This window comes from Achromobacter sp. Marseille-Q4962, from assembly GCF_943737005.1.
Lineage (GTDB): Bacteria > Pseudomonadota > Gammaproteobacteria > Burkholderiales > Burkholderiaceae_B > Achromobacter.
Genome location: NZ_CALSFU010000007.1, coordinates 69,869 through 87,989 on the forward strand (window position 1 = coordinate 69,869; position 18,121 = coordinate 87,989).

Consider the following 18,121-nt stretch of genomic DNA (forward strand, 5'->3'; position numbering starts at 1 on the left):
ACGGGTTCAGCCGGCCACGCGGAAGCGCTCGGCGTCGTCCATGAAGGCCTTCTCGCCGAAGCCCGCCTCGTTCGAGCCGAAAGGCATCTGCGCGCGCAGCTTCCAGAATGCCGGGATGTTCCACTCGCGCGCCACGGCGGCGTCGATGAGCGGGTTGTAGTGCTGCAGGCTGGCGCCCACGCCCGCGTTGGCCAGCGCCGTCCATACCGAAAGCTGGGCCATGCCGCCGGCTTGCTCGGACCAGACGGGGAAGTTGTCGGCGTACAGCGGGAATTTTTCCTGCAGGCTGCGCACCACGTCCTGGTCTTCGAAGAACAGCACCGTGCCCACGCCCGCGGCAAAGCTCTTGAGCTTGGCTTCGGTCTTCTCGAAGCCCTCGGCCGGCGCGACCTTGCGCACTTCATCCGTGGCCATGGCCCAGAGTTTCTCGCTTTCGGCGCCAAACAGCACCAGGGCGCGCGAGCTCTGCGAATTGAAGGACGAGGGGCTGTGCTTGATGGCTTCCTGGATCAGGGTCGTGAGCTCTTCCTTGGAGAGCGGTACGTTGCGGCCCAGGGCGTATTGCGTGCGGCGCTTTTTGAGCGCCTCGAGGTAAGCATTGCTCATGGCGGTGAAAGCCTCTAGAACGACGGAAGAAGGCCAGATTCTACCCAGCCGCGCCCGCCCCGGTCCCGCGCATCGCGCGTAAAACCACGGTTTCGGCCCGGAACAGATTGTTCCATCGGTGACGCGAATGGACAGCGCCGCGCCCGCCGGCATCTAGCGGGCCTGCGCCGCGGCCCGGCGCACCCGTACGGGAATGGACTTGTACGAAGGCGTGCCGCTCTCCTCGTCGATGTAGTCCAGCGGCGCCAGCACGTTGGCCTCCGGATAGTAGGCAGCCGCCGATCCGCGCGAAATGCCGTACTGCACCGCCGTGAGCCCTTCCATGCGCAGCGTCCGGCCCGCGGCGACGGTTTCCACGTCCACCAGGTCGCCGTGCGCCAGGCCGAGGTCGGCCAGGTCCTGCGCATTCATGAACAGCACGTCGCGCCGCCCGAACACGCCGCGATAGCGGTCGTCCATGCCGTAGATCGTGGTGTTGTACTGGTCGTGGCTGCGGATGGTCATGAGCCGCAGACAGCCCGGGTCCCAGGGCTCGTAGCGCTCGCGCACACCCGGAAACACCGAGAATTCCGCCTTGCCCGACGGCGTGGGCCAGACGCGCCCGGTGGGCGGCAGCGGCATGCGGAAACCGCCCGGCACCCGGATGCGCCGGTTGTAGCCCTCGAAGCCGGGTATGGTCCGCTCGATGAGGTCGCGGATGCGGTCGTAGTCGGCCACCAGTTCCGTCCAGGGAACTTTGCTGTCGGGCAGCGCCGCGCCCGCCATGCCGGCGATGATGGCGCACTCCGACCGCAGGTAAGGCGAGGCGGGCTTCAGCCGCCCCGCCGAGGCGTGCACCATGGACATGGAGTCTTCGACCGTGATCGACTGGGGCCCCGAGTCCTGCAAGTCCAGCTCGGTGCGGCCCAGGCACGGGAACAGGTAGGTTTCGCGCGCCACCAGCAGATGCGAGCGGTTGAGCTTGGTGCCCACGTGCACGCTGAGGTCCAGGTTCTTCATGGCGGGAAAGCAGCGCTCGGGGTCGGGCAGCGCCACGGCGAAATTCCCGCCCAGGCAAATGAGCGCGCGCGCCGTGCCGGCGATCATTGCTTCCATGGCCTTCACGGCGTCGTGACCGTGCGCGCTCGGCGGCCGGAAGCCGAAGACGGCCTGCAGGCTGGCCAGGAACTGCGCCGACGGCTTCTCGGTAATGCCCACGGTGCGGTTGCCCTGCACGTTGGAATGGCCGCGCAAGGGGCAGATGCCGGCGCCGGGCTTGCCGATGTTGCCGCGCAGCAGCAGCAGGTCGGCGATGAGCCGCACGTTGGCCGTGCCCATGTTGTGCTGCGTGATGCCCATGCCGTAGGTGATGATGGTGGCGTTGGACGCGGCATAGGCCTGCGCCACCTGCTCCAGGTCGGCCCGCGCCAGCCCGCTTTCGTATTCGATGTCGGCCCAGCCGGTCGCCCGCAGGTCGGCCTCCAGCGCCTCGAACCCCCGGGTGTGCCGGGCGATGAATTCGCGGTCGAGCACGCCGCCGCGCTCGTCTTCGAGCGCCAGCACCGCCTTCATGATGCCCTTGAGCGCCGCCGCGTCGCCGCCGGCGCGCACCTGGTAGTACGTGGAGGCGATGTCCGTCGAGCCCAGCGTGGCCATCTCCAGCACGTCCTGCGGATCGGCAAAACGCTCCAGCGCCCGCTCGCGCATGGGGTTGAACACGATGATGGGCACTTTGCGCCGGGCAACTTCGTGCAGCGTTCCCATCATGCGCGGATGGTTGGTGCCCGGATTGTGGCCGATGGAAATGACAAGCTCGGTCTGGTCGAAATCCGCCAGCGACACCGTGCCCTTGCCGATGCCGATGGATTGCGGCAGCCCCACGCTGGTGGCCTCGTGGCACATGTTGGAGCAGTCGGGAAAGTTGTTGGTGCCGTACTCGCGCGCGAAGAGCTGGAGCAGATAGGCCGCTTCGTTGGACGCCCGGCCCGAGGTGTAGAACTCCACCTGGTCGGGCGACGCCAAGCCGCGCATGGCCTTGCCGATGCGGCCGAAAGCCTCTTCCCATTGCACCGCGCGGAATTTGTCCGTGACCGGGTCGTACGCCATGGGGTGCGTGAGCCGGCCGAAGTTCTCCAGCTCGTAGTCGGAATAGCCCAGCAGCTCGGACACGGTGTGCCGCTCGAAGAACTCCGGCGTTACGCGCTTGTTGGTGGCCTCCCAGGTAACGGCCTTGGCGCCGTTCTCGCAGAACTGGAACGTGGAGCGGTGCTCCTTGTCGGGCCAGGCGCAGCCCGGACAGTCGAAACCCGTAGGCTGGTTCGTGCGCAGCAGCACGACGGGCGCCTCGAAAGTGTCCATCTGCTGCCGGACGGCCTGCGCGGTCGCGCGCAGCGCCCCCCAGCCGCCCGCCGGCCCGCCATAGGGCCGCACGCCGGGCACGTTGCGCTGCTTGGACTTGCTCATGCTCGAAAAACCCCCGATTCGCCTTGCGCGCCGGTCCGCCGGACGCGGCGCGCAACAGATACACAGGCCGTCAATATAGAAGGGATACAGGACCGGCGGACAGCACAGTTTTTCGGGCAGGAAAGCAGCACAGTTGCCGTGCGCGACGGCGTTGAAATTTTGAAATACTATATCGTTCCAGTTTTTCTTTCCGGCTTTTCCGTCCGCACGCCATGCGTCCCACGCAACGCCCCCGCCGCCGTCCGCGCGCCGCCCCGTCCTGGCTGGCGCTGCTGGGCCTGCTGTGGGTGCTGGCGTCCGCGGCCGGCATGCCCCAGGCCGCCACCTGGCACGCGCTGTCGCACCTGTCCGGCTCGCAGGCCGGCAAACCCGAAGACGTCCGGCCCGGCGGGCACGGCGATGGCGCGGCGCACGGCGGCTGCGACCTCTGCAACGCGCTGGACCTCTGGGACGCCGCGCTGGCGCCCATGGCGCCCCCCGCGCCGCCGGATCCGGCCGCGCAACCGGCGCCGCGCCTGGCGCTCGCGCCCGGCCCCGCCGCGCGCAGCGCGCACTGGTTCCGCTCGCGCGCGCCGCCGCGCGCCTGCGCCAGCCGCTGACATCAGCCGCGCGCTCCTTGCGCGCCCGCATCCCATTTTCCCGATTCACGCCATGCAAAAAATCCACTTCCGGCGCGGCGCGCGCTCGCGCCTGCCCGCCGCCCTGCGGCCGCTTTCCCTGGCCCTGGCCGCCCTGCCGTTCTGCCCCGCCGCCCTGGCCCAGCCTGCCGGCGCGCCCGCCGCCACGCTCGCCCCGGTCGTCGTGACGGGCAATCCGCTCGGCGAGCCGGCCCTCGCCACGCCCTCCACCGTGCTCGAAGGCGCCGACCTGGACCTGCGCCGCGGCGACACCCTGGGCGCCACGCTCAACGGCCTGCCCGGGGTGGCCGCCACCAGCTACGGCCCGATGGTGGGCCGGCCCATCATCCGCGGCATGGACGGCGACCGCATCCGGCTGCTGAACAACGGCGTAGGCGCGCTGGACGCGTCCTCGCTTTCCTACGACCACCAGGTGCCCACCGACCCGCAGGCGGCCGACCGCGTGGAAATCCTGCGCGGGCCGGCCGCCCTGCTCTACGGCGGCAACGCCATCGGCGGCGTGGTCAACACCATCGACAACCGCATCCCCACCGAACCCATCCAGGGAGTGCAGGGCCAGATACAGGGCGAATATGGCGGCGCCAACACCTCGCGCAGCGGCAGCGCGCGCGTGGAAGGCGGCGACGGCACGTTCGCCGTGCACGCCGACGTGTTCGGCCGCGAAACCAGCGAGCTGCGCATTCCCGGCGATGCGCGCTCGGCCCGCGCGCGGGCCGCCGATCCGGACGCGGCCTCGCCCCACGGCCGGCTGCCCAACAGCGACGGCCGCGACAGCGGCGGCGCGCTGGGCATGGGCTGGACCAGCGACCGCGGCTACGCGGGCGTGTCGGTCAGCGGCTATGACTCCGACTACGGCTCGGTGGCCGAGCCCGACGTGCGCATCCGCCTGCGCCAGCAGCGGGTCAACGCCGCCACCGAGCTGCGCGACCTGGACGGCATCTTTACCCGCGTGCGCCTCAGCGCCGGCTACACCGACTACCAGCACAAGGAAATCGAAGACGGGGAAACCGGCACCATCTTCAAGAACCGCGGCTATGAGGCCAGGCTGGAAGCCCAGCATGCCGAGCTGGGTCCGGTGCGCGGCGTCATCGGCCTGCAAGGCGGGCAGTCGCGCTTTTCGGCGCTGGGCGACGAGGCGCTGGTGCCCACGGTGGACACCGACAGCCTGGCGCTCTTCGACGTGGAAACCTGGCAGGTCGATCCGCGCTGGAGCCTGAGCGCCGGCGCGCGCCTGGAGCATACGCGGCTGTCGCCCTCGGCCGGCGGCAACGCACGCTTTCAGGACAGCGCCGGACGCACGTTCAACGCCGCGAGCATATCGCTGGGCACGGTGTACCAGCTGGATCCGGTCTGGTCGCTGGCCGCCAATGCCGCCTATACCGAACGCGCGCCCACCTTTTATGAGCTCTACGCCAACGGCCCGCACGAGGCCACGGGCCAGTACCTCGTGGGCAGCCAGGACCTGTCCAAGGAGCGCGCCTGGTCGGGCGACCTCGGACTGCGCTGGGCGCGCGGCGCGGACAAGGGCGGCGTCAGCGTGTTCTACAGCCATTTCGCCAATTATCTTGCCGAGCTGAACACGGGCCGGCTGCGCAACGACGACGGCGACGTGGTAGGCGCGGACAGCGACGATGCGCTGCCCGAAGCCGTCTACCGCGGCGTGCCCGCCGACTTCTACGGCGTCGAGGCCGAAAGCAGCACGCGCGTGTATGCCGCCGGCGGCCACACGCTGGACCTCAAGCTTGCGGGCGACTACACCCATGCCCGCAACGCGGACACCGGCGAGCCGCTGCCGCGCATCGCGCCCCTGCGCCTGAGCGCCGGGCTGGACTGGGGCCAGGGCCCCTGGAGCGCGGGCGTGTCGGTCACGCGGGCGTTCGCCCAGCACCGCCATCCCGATGAGGACGACAGTACGCCCGCCTACTACAGTCTGGACGCGCATGCCGGCTACCGTTTCAAGGCGGGCGCCACCCGCTGGGAAGCCTATGTGCGCGGCGTCAACCTGACCAACCAGGACATCCGCTACGCCACCTCGGTGCTGCGCGACGTGGCGCCCGAAGGCGGACGCGGCGTGCTGGTCGGGCTGAAAGGCAGCTTCTAGGGGCGCCGGGCGCGCGAGCCGGGACCGGAACCGGGACGTCCTAGCGCGGCACGCGCCGCAGCACCTGCCCCGGCCGCGCGCCGGTGGAACGCCCCTCGCGCCAGACGGGCTGGCCGTTGGTCCACACGGCGTGGATGCCGATCGACGGCGCGACCGGCTGCGCGAAGGTCGCGCGGTCGGCCACTTCCCCGGCGTCCAGCAGCACCACGTCGGCATGCGCGCCCTCGCGCAGCTCGCCGCGGCCGGCCAGCCCGAAACGGGCGGCGGTGAGCCCGGTCATCTTGTGCACGGCCTGCTCCAGGGCGAAGAGCCCCAGCCCGCGGCCGTAGTGGCCCAGCACCCGCGGAAACGTGCCCCACAGGCGCGGATGCGGCTTCTCGTCGTGCGGCAGCCCGTCCGATCCGATCATGGTTTCGTCGAACCGCAGAATGCGCCGCACGTCTTCCTCGTCCATGCGGAAGTAGATGGCGCCGGCCGGCTGCAGACGGTCCACCGCCTGCGCCAGCGGGCAACCCAGCTCGCGCGCGACCTCGTCCAGGTCGCGGCCCGCGAACTGAGGCATGGCCTTGGACCAGGTCACGATGACCCGCGCGGCGCCGTCGACCAGATCGTGCGACAGAATGGTGGACGAGGCGTTGTACGGATAGCAATCCAGGCATACCGGCTGACGGCCCATCTGCTCGCGGATGCGGGCCAGCGTCTGCGCCGAACGGCCACGGTTGGCCGCGCCCACCACCTTGTGATGCGAGATCACCACCGGCACGCCCAGCTCGCGGCCGATGCGGAAGGTTTCCTCCAGCGACGCCATGACGCTGTCGCCCTCGTCGCGCATGTGCGTGCAGTACAGGCCCTGGCGCCCGCTCAGCGGCCGGCAGACCTCGATGACTTCTTCGGTGGTGGCGGCGGCCGAGGGCGCATAGGCCAGTCCGGTGGACACGCCGATGGCGCCTTCCTGCAGCGCTTCGTCCACGCGGGCCCGCATGCGCGCGATTTCCGCCGCGCGGGCGGGCCGGCCCACGTCGTCCATCTCGATCACGCGCAGCGTGGTGTGGCCCACCAGCATGGCGCAGTTGGTGGCGGCGGGCTGCGCGCGCAGCGCGTCCAGGTAGTCGGCGAAGCGCGCATAGCGGAACCACTGCCCGCCGGCGTCCAGCAGGTCCAGCGGCGGCACCGGCGCGCGCGCCGGCTGGGGCATGGGCGCGAGCGAGATGCCGCAGTTCCCGCCGATGACGGTGGTCACGCCCTGGCTGACCTTGGGCGCCATGTCGCCGTCGGAGAGCATGGCCCGGTCGTCGTGGGTGTGGGCGTCGATGAATCCGGGCGTCGCGGTCAGCCCGCGCGCGTCGATTTCCTCGCGCGCCCGCGCGCCGGAAAGATCGCCGATGCGCGCAATGCGCCCGCCCGCGATGGCGATGTCGGCCTCGTAGCGCGGCGCGCCCGTGCCGTCCACCACCTCGGCGCCCCGGATCAGGTAATCGAAAACCTCGGACCGGGTCATTTTTCCGCCTTTTTCAGATGCCAGAACAGCGTGACCGGCGCCTGCAGAATGCCCGACAGCCGGGTGCTGTAGGCAGCCGGAATCTGGAACTGCCCCAGCGGCGCCACCACGCCCTCGTCGATGGCGAGCTTCTGGATTTCGGCGGCGATCCGCTTGCGCTCGGCCGGATCGGAAGCCTGCGCGAACTTCAGGCGCAGCGCCTCGATCGCGGGCACGTCGGGCCAGCCGGCCCAGGCCTTGCGGCCATTGGACGCCAGGGTCGTGTTGCCGAAGGGGTCGCCGCTGCTGGCCAGGATGCTGTAGGTGGAAAACAGGTTCCAGCCGCCTTCCTGCGGCGGATTCTGGTTGCCTTGCTGCGTGACCAGCGTCTGCCAATCCATGGCTTTCATCGTGACGTTGAAGCCTGCCTTGCGCAGCGCCGCGCCCACCACCACGGGCTGGGCCGACAGCATGGCGATGTCGGTGGGCTGCAGGACGATTACCGGCGTGCCGTCGTATCCGGCCTCCTTGAGCAGCGCCCGGGCCTTGTCCAGGCGCGCCGGCACCACCCAGTCCTCGCCGTAATTGTCGCCATAGGGATTGCCGCAGCCCATGACGGCGGCGCAGGTCTTGTAGTACTTGGGATCGCCCACCAGCGCCTTGAGCACGTCTTCCTGGCTGACCGCCGCAATGGCCGCCTGCCGCACCAGCCTGTTGTCGAACGGCGGATAGAGGTGATTCATGCGGAAATAGGTCCAGGCGCCCAGCTTGTCCAGCACCTCGACCTTCAGGCCGTCCTGGTTTTCCACCATGGGCAGCAGGTCGAACGGCACTTGCTGGATGAAATCCACCTCGCCGTTCTGCAAGGCGTTGATGGCGGTCATCTGGTCCGGCATGGCCACCCATTCGACGCGGTCCACGTTGGCCACCTTGCCGCCCGCCGTCCAGCTCGGCGGTTCGCTGCGCGGCACGTAGTCCTTGTTCTTCTCGTAGACCACTTTCAGGCCCGGCCTGAATTCGGACGCCACGAAGCGGAACGGGCCCGAGCCAATGTATTCGCCGATGGGCTGGGACGCGGGCGTCTCGGCGATGCGCCTGGGCATCATGAAAGCGGGACGCGAACTGATCTTGGACAGGCCCTCCAGCAGCAGCGGCGTGGGCTGTTTGAGCACGATGCGGAAATGCCGGTCGTCGACCGCCGCCATGTCCTGCACCAGCGTCATCAGCACCTGTCCCGTGGCGTCCACGGCGGCCCAGCGCCTGATGGAAGCAATGCAGTCTTCCGAGGTGACGGGCTTGCCGTCGTGCCATTTCAGGCCGTCGCGCAAGGCGAAGGTATAGGTCTTGCCGTCGTCGCCCACCGTCCAGCTCGCCATCTGCGGCTGCACCTTGAAATGCTCGTCCAGCCCCAGCAGCGTGTCGTAGATCATGTAGGCATGATCCCGCGTCATGAAGGCTGTGGTGAGAATGGGGTCCAGCACGCGCAGACCCGACTGCATGACCGCCGTCACGGTTTCGGCCATGGACGCCGGCGCGGCCAGCGACGCGCCCGCCACCGCCACGGACAGCAGGAGGTGCCTGGCTCCCCGGCGCAATTTCGATTTCAGCTTCATGATGGCTCCCTCGTATCGTTGTGCCCGGCTGCCTCGCCGGTTGGAGTTGCGGGCCCGCGCCCTTCGGCCGCCCGTTCCCGGCCGCCGCGCGGGCCCCGCGATGGCCGCGCCGCCCGCCGCGCCTCCAGCTCGCACAGCGGCGTGCGCCGCAGCTCCTCGGGCAAGTGGCCGACCATGCTCTGCAGCGCGGCGTACAGGCGCGCCCAGCCTTCGTCCGTGCGCAGCGGCACGCCCAGGAAATGGCTCTCGGTCTTGGCGCGCAGCATCAGGTACAGCACGCCCGCCAGCATGATGCTGACCTGGGCGGGCACGTCCGCCTCGCCCGTCAGGCCGTCGACCCGGTCGATGAAGGCGCGCGCCGCCCGCTCGCGGCGATCGGCGAGCCGTGCCGTCACTTCGTTGCGCTCCACCAGTTCCCAGAGACGGATTTCGCGCAGCGTCTCGTTGCCGCCCAGGGCGTCGATCTGCGCGCGCAACATCGAGAGAATCAGGTCGGCCGGCGCGCGGGAACTGGATTCGTCCGCCTGCAGCAGGCCCGAACGGCCGGTCCAGTAATCCTGCTCGCGCATCCAGGCCAGCAGCAGGCCGGGCAGCCCGTCGAAATAGCGGTAGATCAGCTCCTTGCTCACGCCCGCGCGCTTGGCGATGGCGTTCACGCCCACCCCGGCCATGCCGGTTTCGCGTATCTGGGCCTCGAGCGCCCGCATGATCTGGCGCTCGGTCTGTTCACGCCTGGACATGGTCCATCCTCGCCAGCAGCATGTGCTGGCCCGGCTCCGCGCCCGGCAGCGCCTGCCCCGCGCGCAGCTCGGCATACAGTTCGGTAGTCGCCGTGCCGATGCGGCGGCCGCCGCAGCGCACCTCGGTGCCGAGATATACCGCCGTGCCGCGCCGGTTGAGCGAGGCCAGGCGGGGGTTGGCGGTTTCGAGCCGCACGATGACGCCCGCGCCGTCCACGTGCACGCAATCGCGTTCGGCGGGCGCCAGGTCGGCCGCCTGCTTCAAGACGAGCAGGCGCAGCGCCGCCGGGCCGCCCAGCAGCCTCGACCAGGCAAGGTCCGCCAGGTCGGCGGCCAGGTCGCCCCGCGCATGGATGGAGTTGTGCAGCAGGCCCAGGGTGGCGGGCGGAATCTCGCGCCGCGCCAGGCCCAGATCGTCGCGGCGTCGCACCCGCGCGCTGTTGCCCATGCCGAGCCGTCCGCGCATGTCGATGGCGATGAGGCCGGCGTCCCATTCCGGGTGCGCGTCCAGCACCGCGTCGACCGCGTCCTGGGGATGCGTCCCGCCCGCCATGCGCGCCAGCACGGCCTGGTTGAGCGCGACGCCGTCCTCGCCGGGCAGGTTGGGCAGGCGATGGCCCGTGACCAGGCCCACGCCGCCGGCGCCCGCCAGGAACTGCGTCAGCGGCTCGGGGCGGTCCGGGCCGCTGGAAATGACGGCCGCCACGCGCGCGTCGCGCCACGAAGGCGGCACGTCCAGCGCCGTCACGCCTCCGCGTTGCGTCACCCGGTACTCCGCCGCGCCCGCCGCGCCGCAGACCGCCATGACGGCAAAGCCGCCGATGGCGCCGCGGCCGAGCAATTCGGCGCCCAGCACCGCGTCATATACCGCCGCGCCGGCGGCGTTTCCCGCCGCTGCTATCCCGATGGTCATGAGGCTCGCCCTCGATGTGACCACGTGGTCACGTGCCGATGCTAGCACCGGCCCGCGCGCCGTCACAAGCCCGGGGGAAACCCGCAACGCCGGCCGCGGGCGGATGCGGGCCGGGCCTTGCGCATGGCGCGGCCCGCATTCCTCCTCTTGGAGCATGACGCGTCCCACGCTGGTGCGCGGCGCACCAGCATTGTGCGGCGCGCGGGCGCCCCGCGCCGGCCGTCGTCCCGGCTGTTCCGGCGCCAGACCCGTACATCCGGACCTGGCACGGACCTTGCTTGACTCCTGGCAGGGCGGACAGCCGTCCGCCCCCAAGACAACCCGTGCAGTCCCCGGCAAAGGCGCCCCGACCCCACCCTGAGGTCCAGGGCGCTTTTTGCTTTCCGGAATGCCGTCACACGCAATGGACAACCGATGACCGCCGCAACTACGTCTCCGCCCCGCCTGATCGTGATCGGCAACGGCATGGTCGGCCACCACTTCGTTGAACAGCTTGCCTCGCGCGGCGCGCTCGCCCGCTGGCAGGTGCTCGTCTTCGGCGAAGAGAGCCGGCGCGCCTACGACCGCGTGCACCTGTCGGAATACCTGGCCGGCCGCGACGCCGAGTCCATGGCGCTGGGCGACGGCTCGGTCTACGCGCGGCCGGAGGTCACGCTGCGGCTGGGCGAGCGCGTGACCGGCATCGACCGGCGCAGCCGCGAAGTGGTCACCGAAAGCGGCCGCTATCCCTACGACAAGCTGGTGCTGGCCACCGGCTCCTTCCCCTTCGTGCCGCCGATCTCCGGCGCGCCGGAGCAGCCCCTGGTCTACCGCACGCTGGACGACCTGGACCGCATCCGCGAGGAAGCGGCACAGGGCGCCCGGCGCGGCGTGGTGGTGGGCGGCGGACTGCTGGGGCTGGAAGCGGCCAATGCGCTGAAAGCCCTCGGGCTGGAAGCGCACGTGGTGGAATTCGCGCCGCGGCTCATGCCGGTGCAGCTCGACGAGCAGGGCGGCGAAGCGCTCAAGGCCCGCATCGAGGCGCTCGGCGTGCGCGTACACCTGTCGCGCTCCACGGAGTCCATCAAGCCGGGCTCGCATTACCGCTACCGCATGCATTTCGTCGACGGCGAGGCGCTGGAAACGGACATGGTGGTGTTTTCCGCGGGCATCCGTCCGCGCGACGGGCTGGCGCGCAGCGCGGGCCTGGCGCTGGGCGCCCGCGGCGGCGTGCTCATCGACGAAAACTGCCGCACCAGCGATCCCGACATCTATGCCATCGGCGAATGCGCCCTCTTCAATGGCGTGGTCTATGGGCTGGTCGCGCCCGGCTACCAGATGGCGCGCAGCGCGGCCGCGGCACTCTGCGGCCAGGCCGGCGAGCCCTTCGCCGGCGCCGACATGTCCACCAAGCTCAAGCTGCTGGGCGTGGACGTGGGATCGATCGGCGACGCGCACGGTCGCACGCCCGGCTCGCGCAGCTACCGCTACATCGACGAGGCCAGCGCCAGCTACCGCCGGCTGGTGGTGTCGGCCGATGGCAAACAGGTGCTGGGCGCCGTGCTGGTGGGCGACAACAGCTATTACGACACGCTGCTGCAATACGCGCAGAACGGACTGGCCGCGCCGGCCGACCCGGCCAGCCTGATCCTGCCCGCGGGCGGCGAAGCGCCCGCGCTGGGCCCCGCCGCGCTGCCCGCCACGGCCACCATCTGCTCCTGTCACAACGTCAGCAAGGGCGCCGTCTGCGCCGCCATCGACGGCGGCTGCGCCGACCTTGCGGGCGTCAAGGCATGCACCCGCGCCTCAACCGGCTGCGGCGGCTGCGCCGCGCTGCTCAAGCAGGTGGTCGAGCACGAGCTTGCCGGGCGCGGCGTGCAGGTGGACAAGAGCCTGTGCGAACACTTCGCCTATACGCGGCAGGAGCTGTATGCGCTGGTGCGCGTCGAAGGCCTGGAAACCTTCGAGGAACTGCTGGCACGCCATGGCAGGGGCGCGCTGGGCTGCGACATCTGCAAGCCCGCGGTGGCCTCGATTCTGGCCTCGTGCTGGAACCGGCCCATCCAGGATCCGTCGCTGGTGCCCTTGCAGGACACGAACGACACCTTCATGGCCAACATGCAGAAGAACGGCACCTACTCCGTGGTGCCCCGCATCCCCGGCGGCGAGATCACGCCCGAGGGCCTGATCGCCATTGGCCAGGTGGCCCGCAAGTACAAGCTCTACACCAAGATCACCGGCGGCCAGCGCATCGACCTCTTCGGCGCGCAATTGCACGAACTGCCCGACATCTGGGCCGAGCTTATCGCCGCGGGCTTCGAGACGGGGCATGCCTACGGCAAATCGACCCGCACGGTGAAGTCCTGCGTAGGCAGCACCTGGTGCCGCTACGGCGTGCAGGACAGCGTCGCCATGGCGCTGCGCCTGGAGAACCGCTACAAGGGCCTGCGCTCGCCGCACAAGCTGAAGTTCGCCGTGTCGGGCTGCACGCGCGAATGCGCCGAAGCGCAGAGCAAGGACATTGGCGTGATCGCCACGGAGAACGGCTGGAACCTGTACGTGTGCGGCAATGGCGGCATGCGGCCGCGCCACGCCGAGCTGTTCGCCACCGACCTGGACGACGACACCCTGGTCCGTATCATCGACCGGCTGCTGATGTTCTACATCCGCACCGCCGACAAGCTGCAGCGCACCTCGGTCTGGCGCGAATCGCTCGAAGGCGGGCTCGACTACCTCAAGGCCGTGGTGCTGGACGACAGCCTCGGCCTGTGCGCCGAACTGGAGGCGCAGATGCAGGCCGTGGTGGACCGCTACGAATGCGAATGGGCCAACGCCCTGGCCGACCCCGAAAAGCTCAAGCGCTTCCGGACTTTCGTCAACGACCGGCGCGCCGACCCCGATATCCGCTTCGTCGAGGAACGCGGCCAGCGCCGCCCCGCGAACGCGGACGAGGCCCCGCTCGCCGCAGCACTGGAGGAACACTGATGGATGCCCTGCGCGAACCCTGCTGGCGCGTCGTCTGCCGGCGCTCGGACCTGGTCGCCCATTCCGGCGTGGTGGCCTGGCTGGACGGCGAACAGGTGGCGCTCTTCTACCTGCCCGGCGAGGAGGCCGTTTACGCCGTGGGCAACCGCGATCCGAAATCCGGCGCCAACGTGGTCGGACGCGGCATCGTGTGCAGCCTGGGCGGCGAGAAGGTAGTGGCCGCGCCGCTCTACAAGCAGCATTTCCGGCTGAGCGACGGCTCCTGCGTGGAGTTCCCCGAACAGCGCATCGCCGCATGGCCGGCGCGCCTGAACGGCGACGCCGTCGAAGTCGCTTTCTGATCTCTCAAGCCATGCCAGGGGAAGCCCGCATCATGATCCACCCCGTGTTTCTCATCGGCGCCGGTCCCGGCGACCCCGAACTGCTCACGATCAAGGCCGTCAAGGCCCTGCGGCAGGCCGAAATCGTCCTGGCCGACGATCTGGTCAACCCCGAGGTGCTGGCGCATTGCCCGCAGGCGCGCGTCATCCCGGTGGGCAAGCGCGGCGGATGCCGCTCCACGCCGCAGGATTTCATCCAGCGCCTCATGCTGCGCTATGCGCGCCAGGGCCGGAAAGTCGCCCGCCTGAAGGGCGGCGACCCTTGCATCTTCGGCCGAGGCGGCGAGGAAGCCGCCTGGCTGGCCGCGCGCGGGGTGCCGTGCGAGATCGTCAACGGCATCACCGCGGGCCTGGCCGCCGCGACCGCGATCGGCATCCCCCTCACGCTGCGCGGCGTGGCGCGCGGCGTGACCCTGGTCACCGCGCACACCGAAGACGGCGGCGCGCCCGACTGGGCCGCCCTCGCCCGCTCGGGCACGACCCTGGTGGTCTACATGGGCGTGGCCAGACTGCCCGCGACCGCCGCGGGTCTGCTGGAAGGCGGCCTGCCCGGCGACACCGCGGTCGCCATGATCGAGCGCGCATCGCTGCCCGGCCAGCGCGAAATCCGCTCGACGCTGGCGCGCATGCAGGCCGACGCGAGCTGCCAGGGCCTGCGCAGCCCCGCCATCCTGGTCATCGGCGACGTGGCGGCCTGCAGCCGTTTCGGCGTCGCCGCTGCCAGCCTCCCTGCGCCCGCGCGCGCCGCGCGGGCATGAGCCCGCGCCGGAGCCTGCCATGACCAGGGCCGGGCCCGCGCTCAGGTTTCTCGCGGCGGCGCGCCAGTCCGAGCTGCTGGCCCTTGAGCAGCTCGCGCGCATCAGCGATTTCGTGGCGCTGCTGAGCGAGCTCGTCCACGCCCTGCAGAAGGAGCGCGGCTACTCCAACCTGTACCTGTGCCTGCGGCAGGACACGCTGCTGACGCACCTGGGCGGCCTCTGCGACGCCGCGGACGAATGCGAACGCGCCGTGCGCGGCTTCCTGGACGGCATGGAGCAGGAAGGCGGCAAGGCCCGGCTGTACGACGCCATTGCCTATGCGCTGTACCGGCTGGACGAACTGCCCGACCTGCGCTGGCGCGTGCGGCGCCAGCGCATCGACGCCGAGGCGGCGAGCGCGGCCTATACCCGCCTCATCTCCAGCCTGCTGGCCGTGGTGTTCGAGGCGGCGGACGCCTCGCTGGACGCCGGCATCACCCGGCTGCTGGTGGCCCTGCTCAACTTCATGCAGGGCAAGGAACTGGCCGGCCAGGAGCGCGCCCTCGGCGTCACGGGCTACGCCGCGGGCTACTTCGACGAAGCGCGCCAGGCGCGCCTGGACGGCCTGGTCGGCGACCAGCAGCGCAGCTTCGACACCTTCGAGCGCCATGCGCCGTCGGGCATCCAGCGGGCCTGGCGGCAGGCGCGCCGGCACGATGCCGCCGTGGCGCGCATGCGCGACATGGCCCGCCGCGCCGGCGAACGCCATCCCGTCGATCCCGCGCTGGGCGCCGTATGGTTCGACGTGTGCACCGCGCGCATCGACGCCATGCGCCCCATCGCATCCGGGCTGACGGACCTGCTGGCCGAGGAATGCCGGCAGCGCATCGGCCAGACCCGCCGCGATCTGCGCAACCACGGACTGCTGCGCGAACGCCTGGAAAAGCAGGCCAGAGGCATGGCGCCCGCGATGCTCTTCAGCGTGCAGGGCCGGGCGCTGGATGCGCCGCCGCCCGGCGGCGTGGGCGGCGAGATCGAGCGGTCCATACTCGACATCCTGCAGGCGCAACGCGAACAAATGCAGAAGGCCGACGAGGCGCTGGCGCAGGCCCGCGCCGCGCTGGACGACCAGAAAGACCTGCTGCGCGCCAAGCGCCTGCTCATGCGGACCCGGCGCCTGTCCGAACCCGACGCGCACGCCTGGCTGCAGCGCGCCGCCATGCAGAGCGGCCGGACGCTCATCGACGTGGCGCGGCAGGTGCTGGCCGCAGCGGGCTAACGCGACGTGCGGCGCGGCCGGCGAGGCGCGGCCGGCCAGGCGCGGCCGGCGAGGCGCGGCCGGCCCGCGCCGGGAGGATCAGGCGCGCGACAACCGCTTGCGCACGCGGACCAGGCCCGGCTCGCCCGACGGCGCCAGCCCCCAGACGCGCTCGGACACCCAGGTGCCGCGCTGCGTCAGGTACGCCGGCATGCTGAGGACGGCCGAATGCGGCGTCACGGCGGCCAGCGTGCCCATGGCCGCCATGCCGTCGGTGAAGGCCACCAGCACCTCGTCGCCGGGCGACAGCCTCGCCTCGCCCCGCGGTTCCAGGCAGCTCAACAGGGCGCCGGGATAGAGATGGCTGTGGTTCGCGGAAAAACGCCAGAGCATAAGGCCTCCCGACAATGCGCGGCGCCGGGGCAGCCCCCTGGCCGCCGCGGCCGCGCAAGGCCCCCAGCTTATCCGATGGCGCGCCCGCGAGGAAAGGGCCGGCGGGGCGCCGGCCGGCATCCCCGAACTACCTCGCGACCGCCTGCGCGTGGTCCGGCAGCAGGAAACGCGCCACCTCCCCCGCCAGCTGGGCCGCCTGCCGCTCCATGGACATCGCGGCCGCCGCGGTCTGCTCGACCAGCGCGGCGTTCTGCTGCGTCATGCGATCGAGCTCGTTGACCGCCTGGCTGATCTGGCGCACGCCGATGTCCTGCTCGCGCGCGCCGTTCGCGATCTCGCCGAGCAGGCGATTGACCTGCTGCGACGACTGCTCGATGTCGTTGATCATGGTGCCGGCCTCGGTCACGACCGACACGCCGCTGGCCACCTTGGACACGCTTTCGGAAATGAGCTTGCTCACTTCCTTCGCGGCGGCGGCCGTGCGCAGCGCAAGAGCGCGCACCTCGGCCGCGACGACCGCGAAGCCCCGGCCCTGCTCCCCAGCGCGCGCCGATTCCACGGCGGCGTTGAGCGCCAGGATGTTGGTCTGGAACGCAATGCCGTCGATGGTGCCGGCGATCTCGGCGATCTTGTTCGACGAGTCGCGTATCTGTTCCATGGTGCCCACCACTTCGCGCATCACGCGGCCGCCGTCGGTGGCCACCTGGGCGTTCTGCAGCGCCATCCTGGCCGCTGCGCCGGTGTGCTGCGTGTTGTGGCTGATGGTCGAGGTGATCTCCTCCATCGCGGCCGCCGATGCTTCCAGGTCGCCCGCCGCATGCTCGGTCCGCGACGACAGATCGTTCGCGCCGGCGGCGATTTCCCGGGCGGAATACAGGATCTCGTCGCTGGATTCGCGCACATGCACCACCATGGTGCGCAGCGCGTTCTGCATGGCCAGCAGGTCCAGCATCAGCTCGGCCGCCTCGTCCTTGCCCCAGGGGCTCGGAGAAGTGGTGAGGTCGCCCGTGGCCATGGCGTGCAGATGGCGGCGCGTCTCTTTCAGACCGCCGTTCATCACGTGGTAGAAACTCAGGAACAGATAGGCGCCGACGGCCACGGTCAGCAAGACCCAGAAGGCGGTCCAGGCGATCAGCGACCGCACGTTTTCCCAGACATCGTGCACGTACACGCCCGAACCGAGCACCCAGCCCCAGGGCTCGAAGCCGCGCACGTACGAGATCTTGTCCTCGGCGTCCGGGTGATTGGGTTTGGCCCATTGGTAGCTCACGAACCCCTGCCCGCCCCCGCTGCCCGTCTCGGCGAAGCGCCTGAAGACGTGCTCGCCCCGGGGATCCGTATACCCGCTCATGTCGCGCCCGTTGAGTTGCGGATTCACCGGGTGCATGACCATGCGCTGCCGGACGTCGTTGATCCAGAAGTACTCGCCCTGCTCGTAGCGCAGCGGCTCCAGCAGCGAAATCGCCAGCGTCTGCGCGGCCTCGCGGGTGAGCTTGCCCGCCGCCTCCATGCCGTGCGCGTATTGCAGCAGCCCGTAGGCGATCTCCACGTGCTGCCGCGTGGCGTTCATGCGTTCCTGCATGGTCCGCTCGTACTGGCTGTGCAGCAGCCAGCTCACCAGGGCCAGCATCGGCGCCAGGAACACCAGCGAGATCAGGGCCGCCTTGGTGTTGAACCTGAGCTTGCGAAAGGCGCGAACCCCCGGAGCCCAAAGACCGTGATGCCTGAAGAATCCTTCATCCGCGGGCACCGAAGTCGCCACGGGCACATATTCTGCGGAGCTCAACTGAATGCATCAAAATTTATCATTAAGTAAGAAAACGCGATCTTAGCTTGAGGCGCGGCGGCAAAGCGGAATT

Annotated in this window: 14 protein-coding genes; 6 read left to right on the plus strand and 8 right to left on the minus strand. The window is 70.3% G+C overall.

The features are described 5' to 3' along the window. Window positions 1–6: 6 nt before the first annotated feature. A complete protein-coding gene (locus NGJ44_RS07790; protein WP_053246651.1) occupies window positions 7–606 on the minus strand; it encodes a nitroreductase family protein in 600 nt (199 codons plus the stop codon). A gap of 153 nt (window positions 607–759) precedes the next feature. Then, on the minus strand, window positions 760–3,048 hold the full coding sequence (locus tag NGJ44_RS07795; protein ID WP_251863595.1) for an FdhF/YdeP family oxidoreductase: 2,289 nt from the start codon (window positions 3,046–3,048) through the stop codon (window positions 760–762). Between the two features lie 212 nt (window positions 3,049–3,260). Between NGJ44_RS07795 and NGJ44_RS07800 the strand changes: the two genes are divergently transcribed. Both NGJ44_RS07800 and NGJ44_RS07805 read left to right on the plus strand, forming a co-directional pair. After that, window positions 3,261–3,647 carry a DUF2946 family protein gene (locus NGJ44_RS07800; protein ID WP_251863596.1) on the plus strand — a complete coding sequence of 129 codons (387 nt, stop codon included), beginning with the start codon at window positions 3,261–3,263 and terminating at the stop codon, window positions 3,645–3,647. Window positions 3,648–3,699: 52 nt separating this feature from the next. After that, complete coding sequence (locus NGJ44_RS07805; RefSeq protein ID WP_251863597.1) at window positions 3,700–5,787, plus strand: TonB-dependent receptor; 2,088 nt, start codon at window positions 3,700–3,702, stop codon at window positions 5,785–5,787. A gap of 40 nt (window positions 5,788–5,827) precedes the next feature. Here NGJ44_RS07805 and NGJ44_RS07810 read toward each other — a convergent pair whose 3' ends face one another. From NGJ44_RS07810 to NGJ44_RS07825, 4 genes are read right to left on the minus strand one after another with little or no spacing between them, the layout of a single operon-like run. Beyond that, a complete protein-coding gene (locus NGJ44_RS07810) occupies window positions 5,828–7,285 on the minus strand; it encodes an N-acyl-D-amino-acid deacylase family protein (RefSeq protein ID WP_251863598.1) in 1,458 nt (485 codons plus the stop codon). Continuing rightward, window positions 7,282–8,877 carry an ABC transporter substrate-binding protein gene (locus tag NGJ44_RS07815; RefSeq protein WP_053246649.1) on the minus strand — a complete coding sequence of 532 codons (1,596 nt, stop codon included), beginning with the start codon at window positions 8,875–8,877 and terminating at the stop codon, window positions 7,282–7,284. The genes NGJ44_RS07810 and NGJ44_RS07815 overlap by 4 nt, the downstream gene beginning before the upstream one ends. Next, a complete protein-coding gene (locus NGJ44_RS07820; RefSeq protein ID WP_251863599.1) occupies window positions 8,874–9,617 on the minus strand; it encodes a TetR/AcrR family transcriptional regulator in 744 nt (247 codons plus the stop codon). The genes NGJ44_RS07815 and NGJ44_RS07820 overlap by 4 nt, the downstream gene beginning before the upstream one ends. Continuing rightward, a complete protein-coding gene (locus NGJ44_RS07825; RefSeq protein ID WP_251863600.1) occupies window positions 9,604–10,530 on the minus strand; it encodes a DUF6963 family protein in 927 nt (308 codons plus the stop codon). The genes NGJ44_RS07820 and NGJ44_RS07825 overlap by 14 nt, the downstream gene beginning before the upstream one ends. A 414-nt stretch (window positions 10,531–10,944) precedes the next feature. Here NGJ44_RS07825 and nirB point away from each other — a divergent pair, with 414 nt between their 5' ends. Genes nirB through NGJ44_RS07845 form a run of 4 tightly spaced genes read left to right on the plus strand, consistent with a single transcriptional unit; the run spans window position 10,945 to window position 15,890 of the window. Further along, the gene (gene nirB / locus NGJ44_RS07830; RefSeq protein ID WP_251863601.1) at window positions 10,945–13,494 is read left to right on the plus strand and encodes a nitrite reductase large subunit NirB; all 2,550 of its coding nucleotides are present in this window, start codon (window positions 10,945–10,947) and stop codon (window positions 13,492–13,494) included. Continuing rightward, window positions 13,494–13,835, plus strand: coding sequence for a nitrite reductase small subunit NirD (gene nirD, locus NGJ44_RS07835; RefSeq protein WP_053246483.1), 342 nt, complete (start codon window positions 13,494–13,496; stop codon window positions 13,833–13,835). Before nirB ends, nirD begins: the two co-directional genes overlap by 1 nt. Window positions 13,836–13,867: 32 nt before the next feature. Next, window positions 13,868–14,632 (plus strand): uroporphyrinogen-III C-methyltransferase, encoded by a 765-nt coding sequence (gene cobA, locus NGJ44_RS07840; RefSeq protein WP_251863602.1) that lies wholly within the window; start codon window positions 13,868–13,870, stop codon window positions 14,630–14,632. A 19-nt stretch (window positions 14,633–14,651) separates the two neighbouring features. Continuing rightward, window positions 14,652–15,890, plus strand: coding sequence for a nitrate regulatory protein (locus tag NGJ44_RS07845; protein WP_251863603.1), 1,239 nt, complete (start codon window positions 14,652–14,654; stop codon window positions 15,888–15,890). Window positions 15,891–15,968: 78 nt separating this feature from the next. Here the strand turns inward: NGJ44_RS07845 and NGJ44_RS07850 are convergent, their stop codons facing one another. Together NGJ44_RS07850 and NGJ44_RS07855 are read right to left on the minus strand one after the other, a co-directional pair. Further along, window positions 15,969–16,262: a hypothetical protein gene (locus NGJ44_RS07850; RefSeq protein WP_251863604.1), complete on the minus strand. Its 294-nt coding sequence runs from the start codon at window positions 16,260–16,262 to the stop codon at window positions 15,969–15,971. 127 nt (window positions 16,263–16,389) lie between these two features. Further along, window positions 16,390–18,048 carry a methyl-accepting chemotaxis protein gene (locus tag NGJ44_RS07855; RefSeq protein WP_251863605.1) on the minus strand — a complete coding sequence of 553 codons (1,659 nt, stop codon included), beginning with the start codon at window positions 18,046–18,048 and terminating at the stop codon, window positions 16,390–16,392. Window positions 18,049–18,121 lie beyond the last annotated feature (73 nt).

Bases quoted from the DNA above. Each gene is read 5' to 3' on its own strand.
- NGJ44_RS07790 (WP_053246651.1), bottom strand. From the start codon at position 606: ATGAGCAATGCTTACCTCGAGGCGCTCAAAAAGCGCCGCACGCAATAC.
- NGJ44_RS07795 (WP_251863595.1), bottom strand. From the start codon at position 3,048: ATGAGCAAGTCCAAGCAGCGCAACGTGCCCGGCGTGCGGCCCTATGGC.
- NGJ44_RS07800 (WP_251863596.1), top strand. From the start codon at position 3,261: ATGCGTCCCACGCAACGCCCCCGCCGCCGTCCGCGCGCCGCCCCGTCC.
- NGJ44_RS07805 (WP_251863597.1), top strand. From the start codon at position 3,700: ATGCAAAAAATCCACTTCCGGCGCGGCGCGCGCTCGCGCCTGCCCGCC.
- NGJ44_RS07810 (WP_251863598.1), bottom strand. From the start codon at position 7,285: ATGACCCGGTCCGAGGTTTTCGATTACCTGATCCGGGGCGCCGAGGTG.
- NGJ44_RS07815 (WP_053246649.1), bottom strand. From the start codon at position 8,877: ATGAAGCTGAAATCGAAATTGCGCCGGGGAGCCAGGCACCTCCTGCTG.
- NGJ44_RS07820 (WP_251863599.1), bottom strand. From the start codon at position 9,617: ATGTCCAGGCGTGAACAGACCGAGCGCCAGATCATGCGGGCGCTCGAG.
- NGJ44_RS07825 (WP_251863600.1), bottom strand. From the start codon at position 10,530: ATGACCATCGGGATAGCAGCGGCGGGAAACGCCGCCGGCGCGGCGGTA.
- nirB (WP_251863601.1), top strand. From the start codon at position 10,945: ATGACCGCCGCAACTACGTCTCCGCCCCGCCTGATCGTGATCGGCAAC.
- nirD (WP_053246483.1), top strand. From the start codon at position 13,494: ATGGATGCCCTGCGCGAACCCTGCTGGCGCGTCGTCTGCCGGCGCTCG.
- cobA (WP_251863602.1), top strand. From the start codon at position 13,868: ATGATCCACCCCGTGTTTCTCATCGGCGCCGGTCCCGGCGACCCCGAA.
- NGJ44_RS07845 (WP_251863603.1), top strand. From the start codon at position 14,652: ATGACCAGGGCCGGGCCCGCGCTCAGGTTTCTCGCGGCGGCGCGCCAG.
- NGJ44_RS07850 (WP_251863604.1), bottom strand. From the start codon at position 16,262: ATGCTCTGGCGTTTTTCCGCGAACCACAGCCATCTCTATCCCGGCGCC.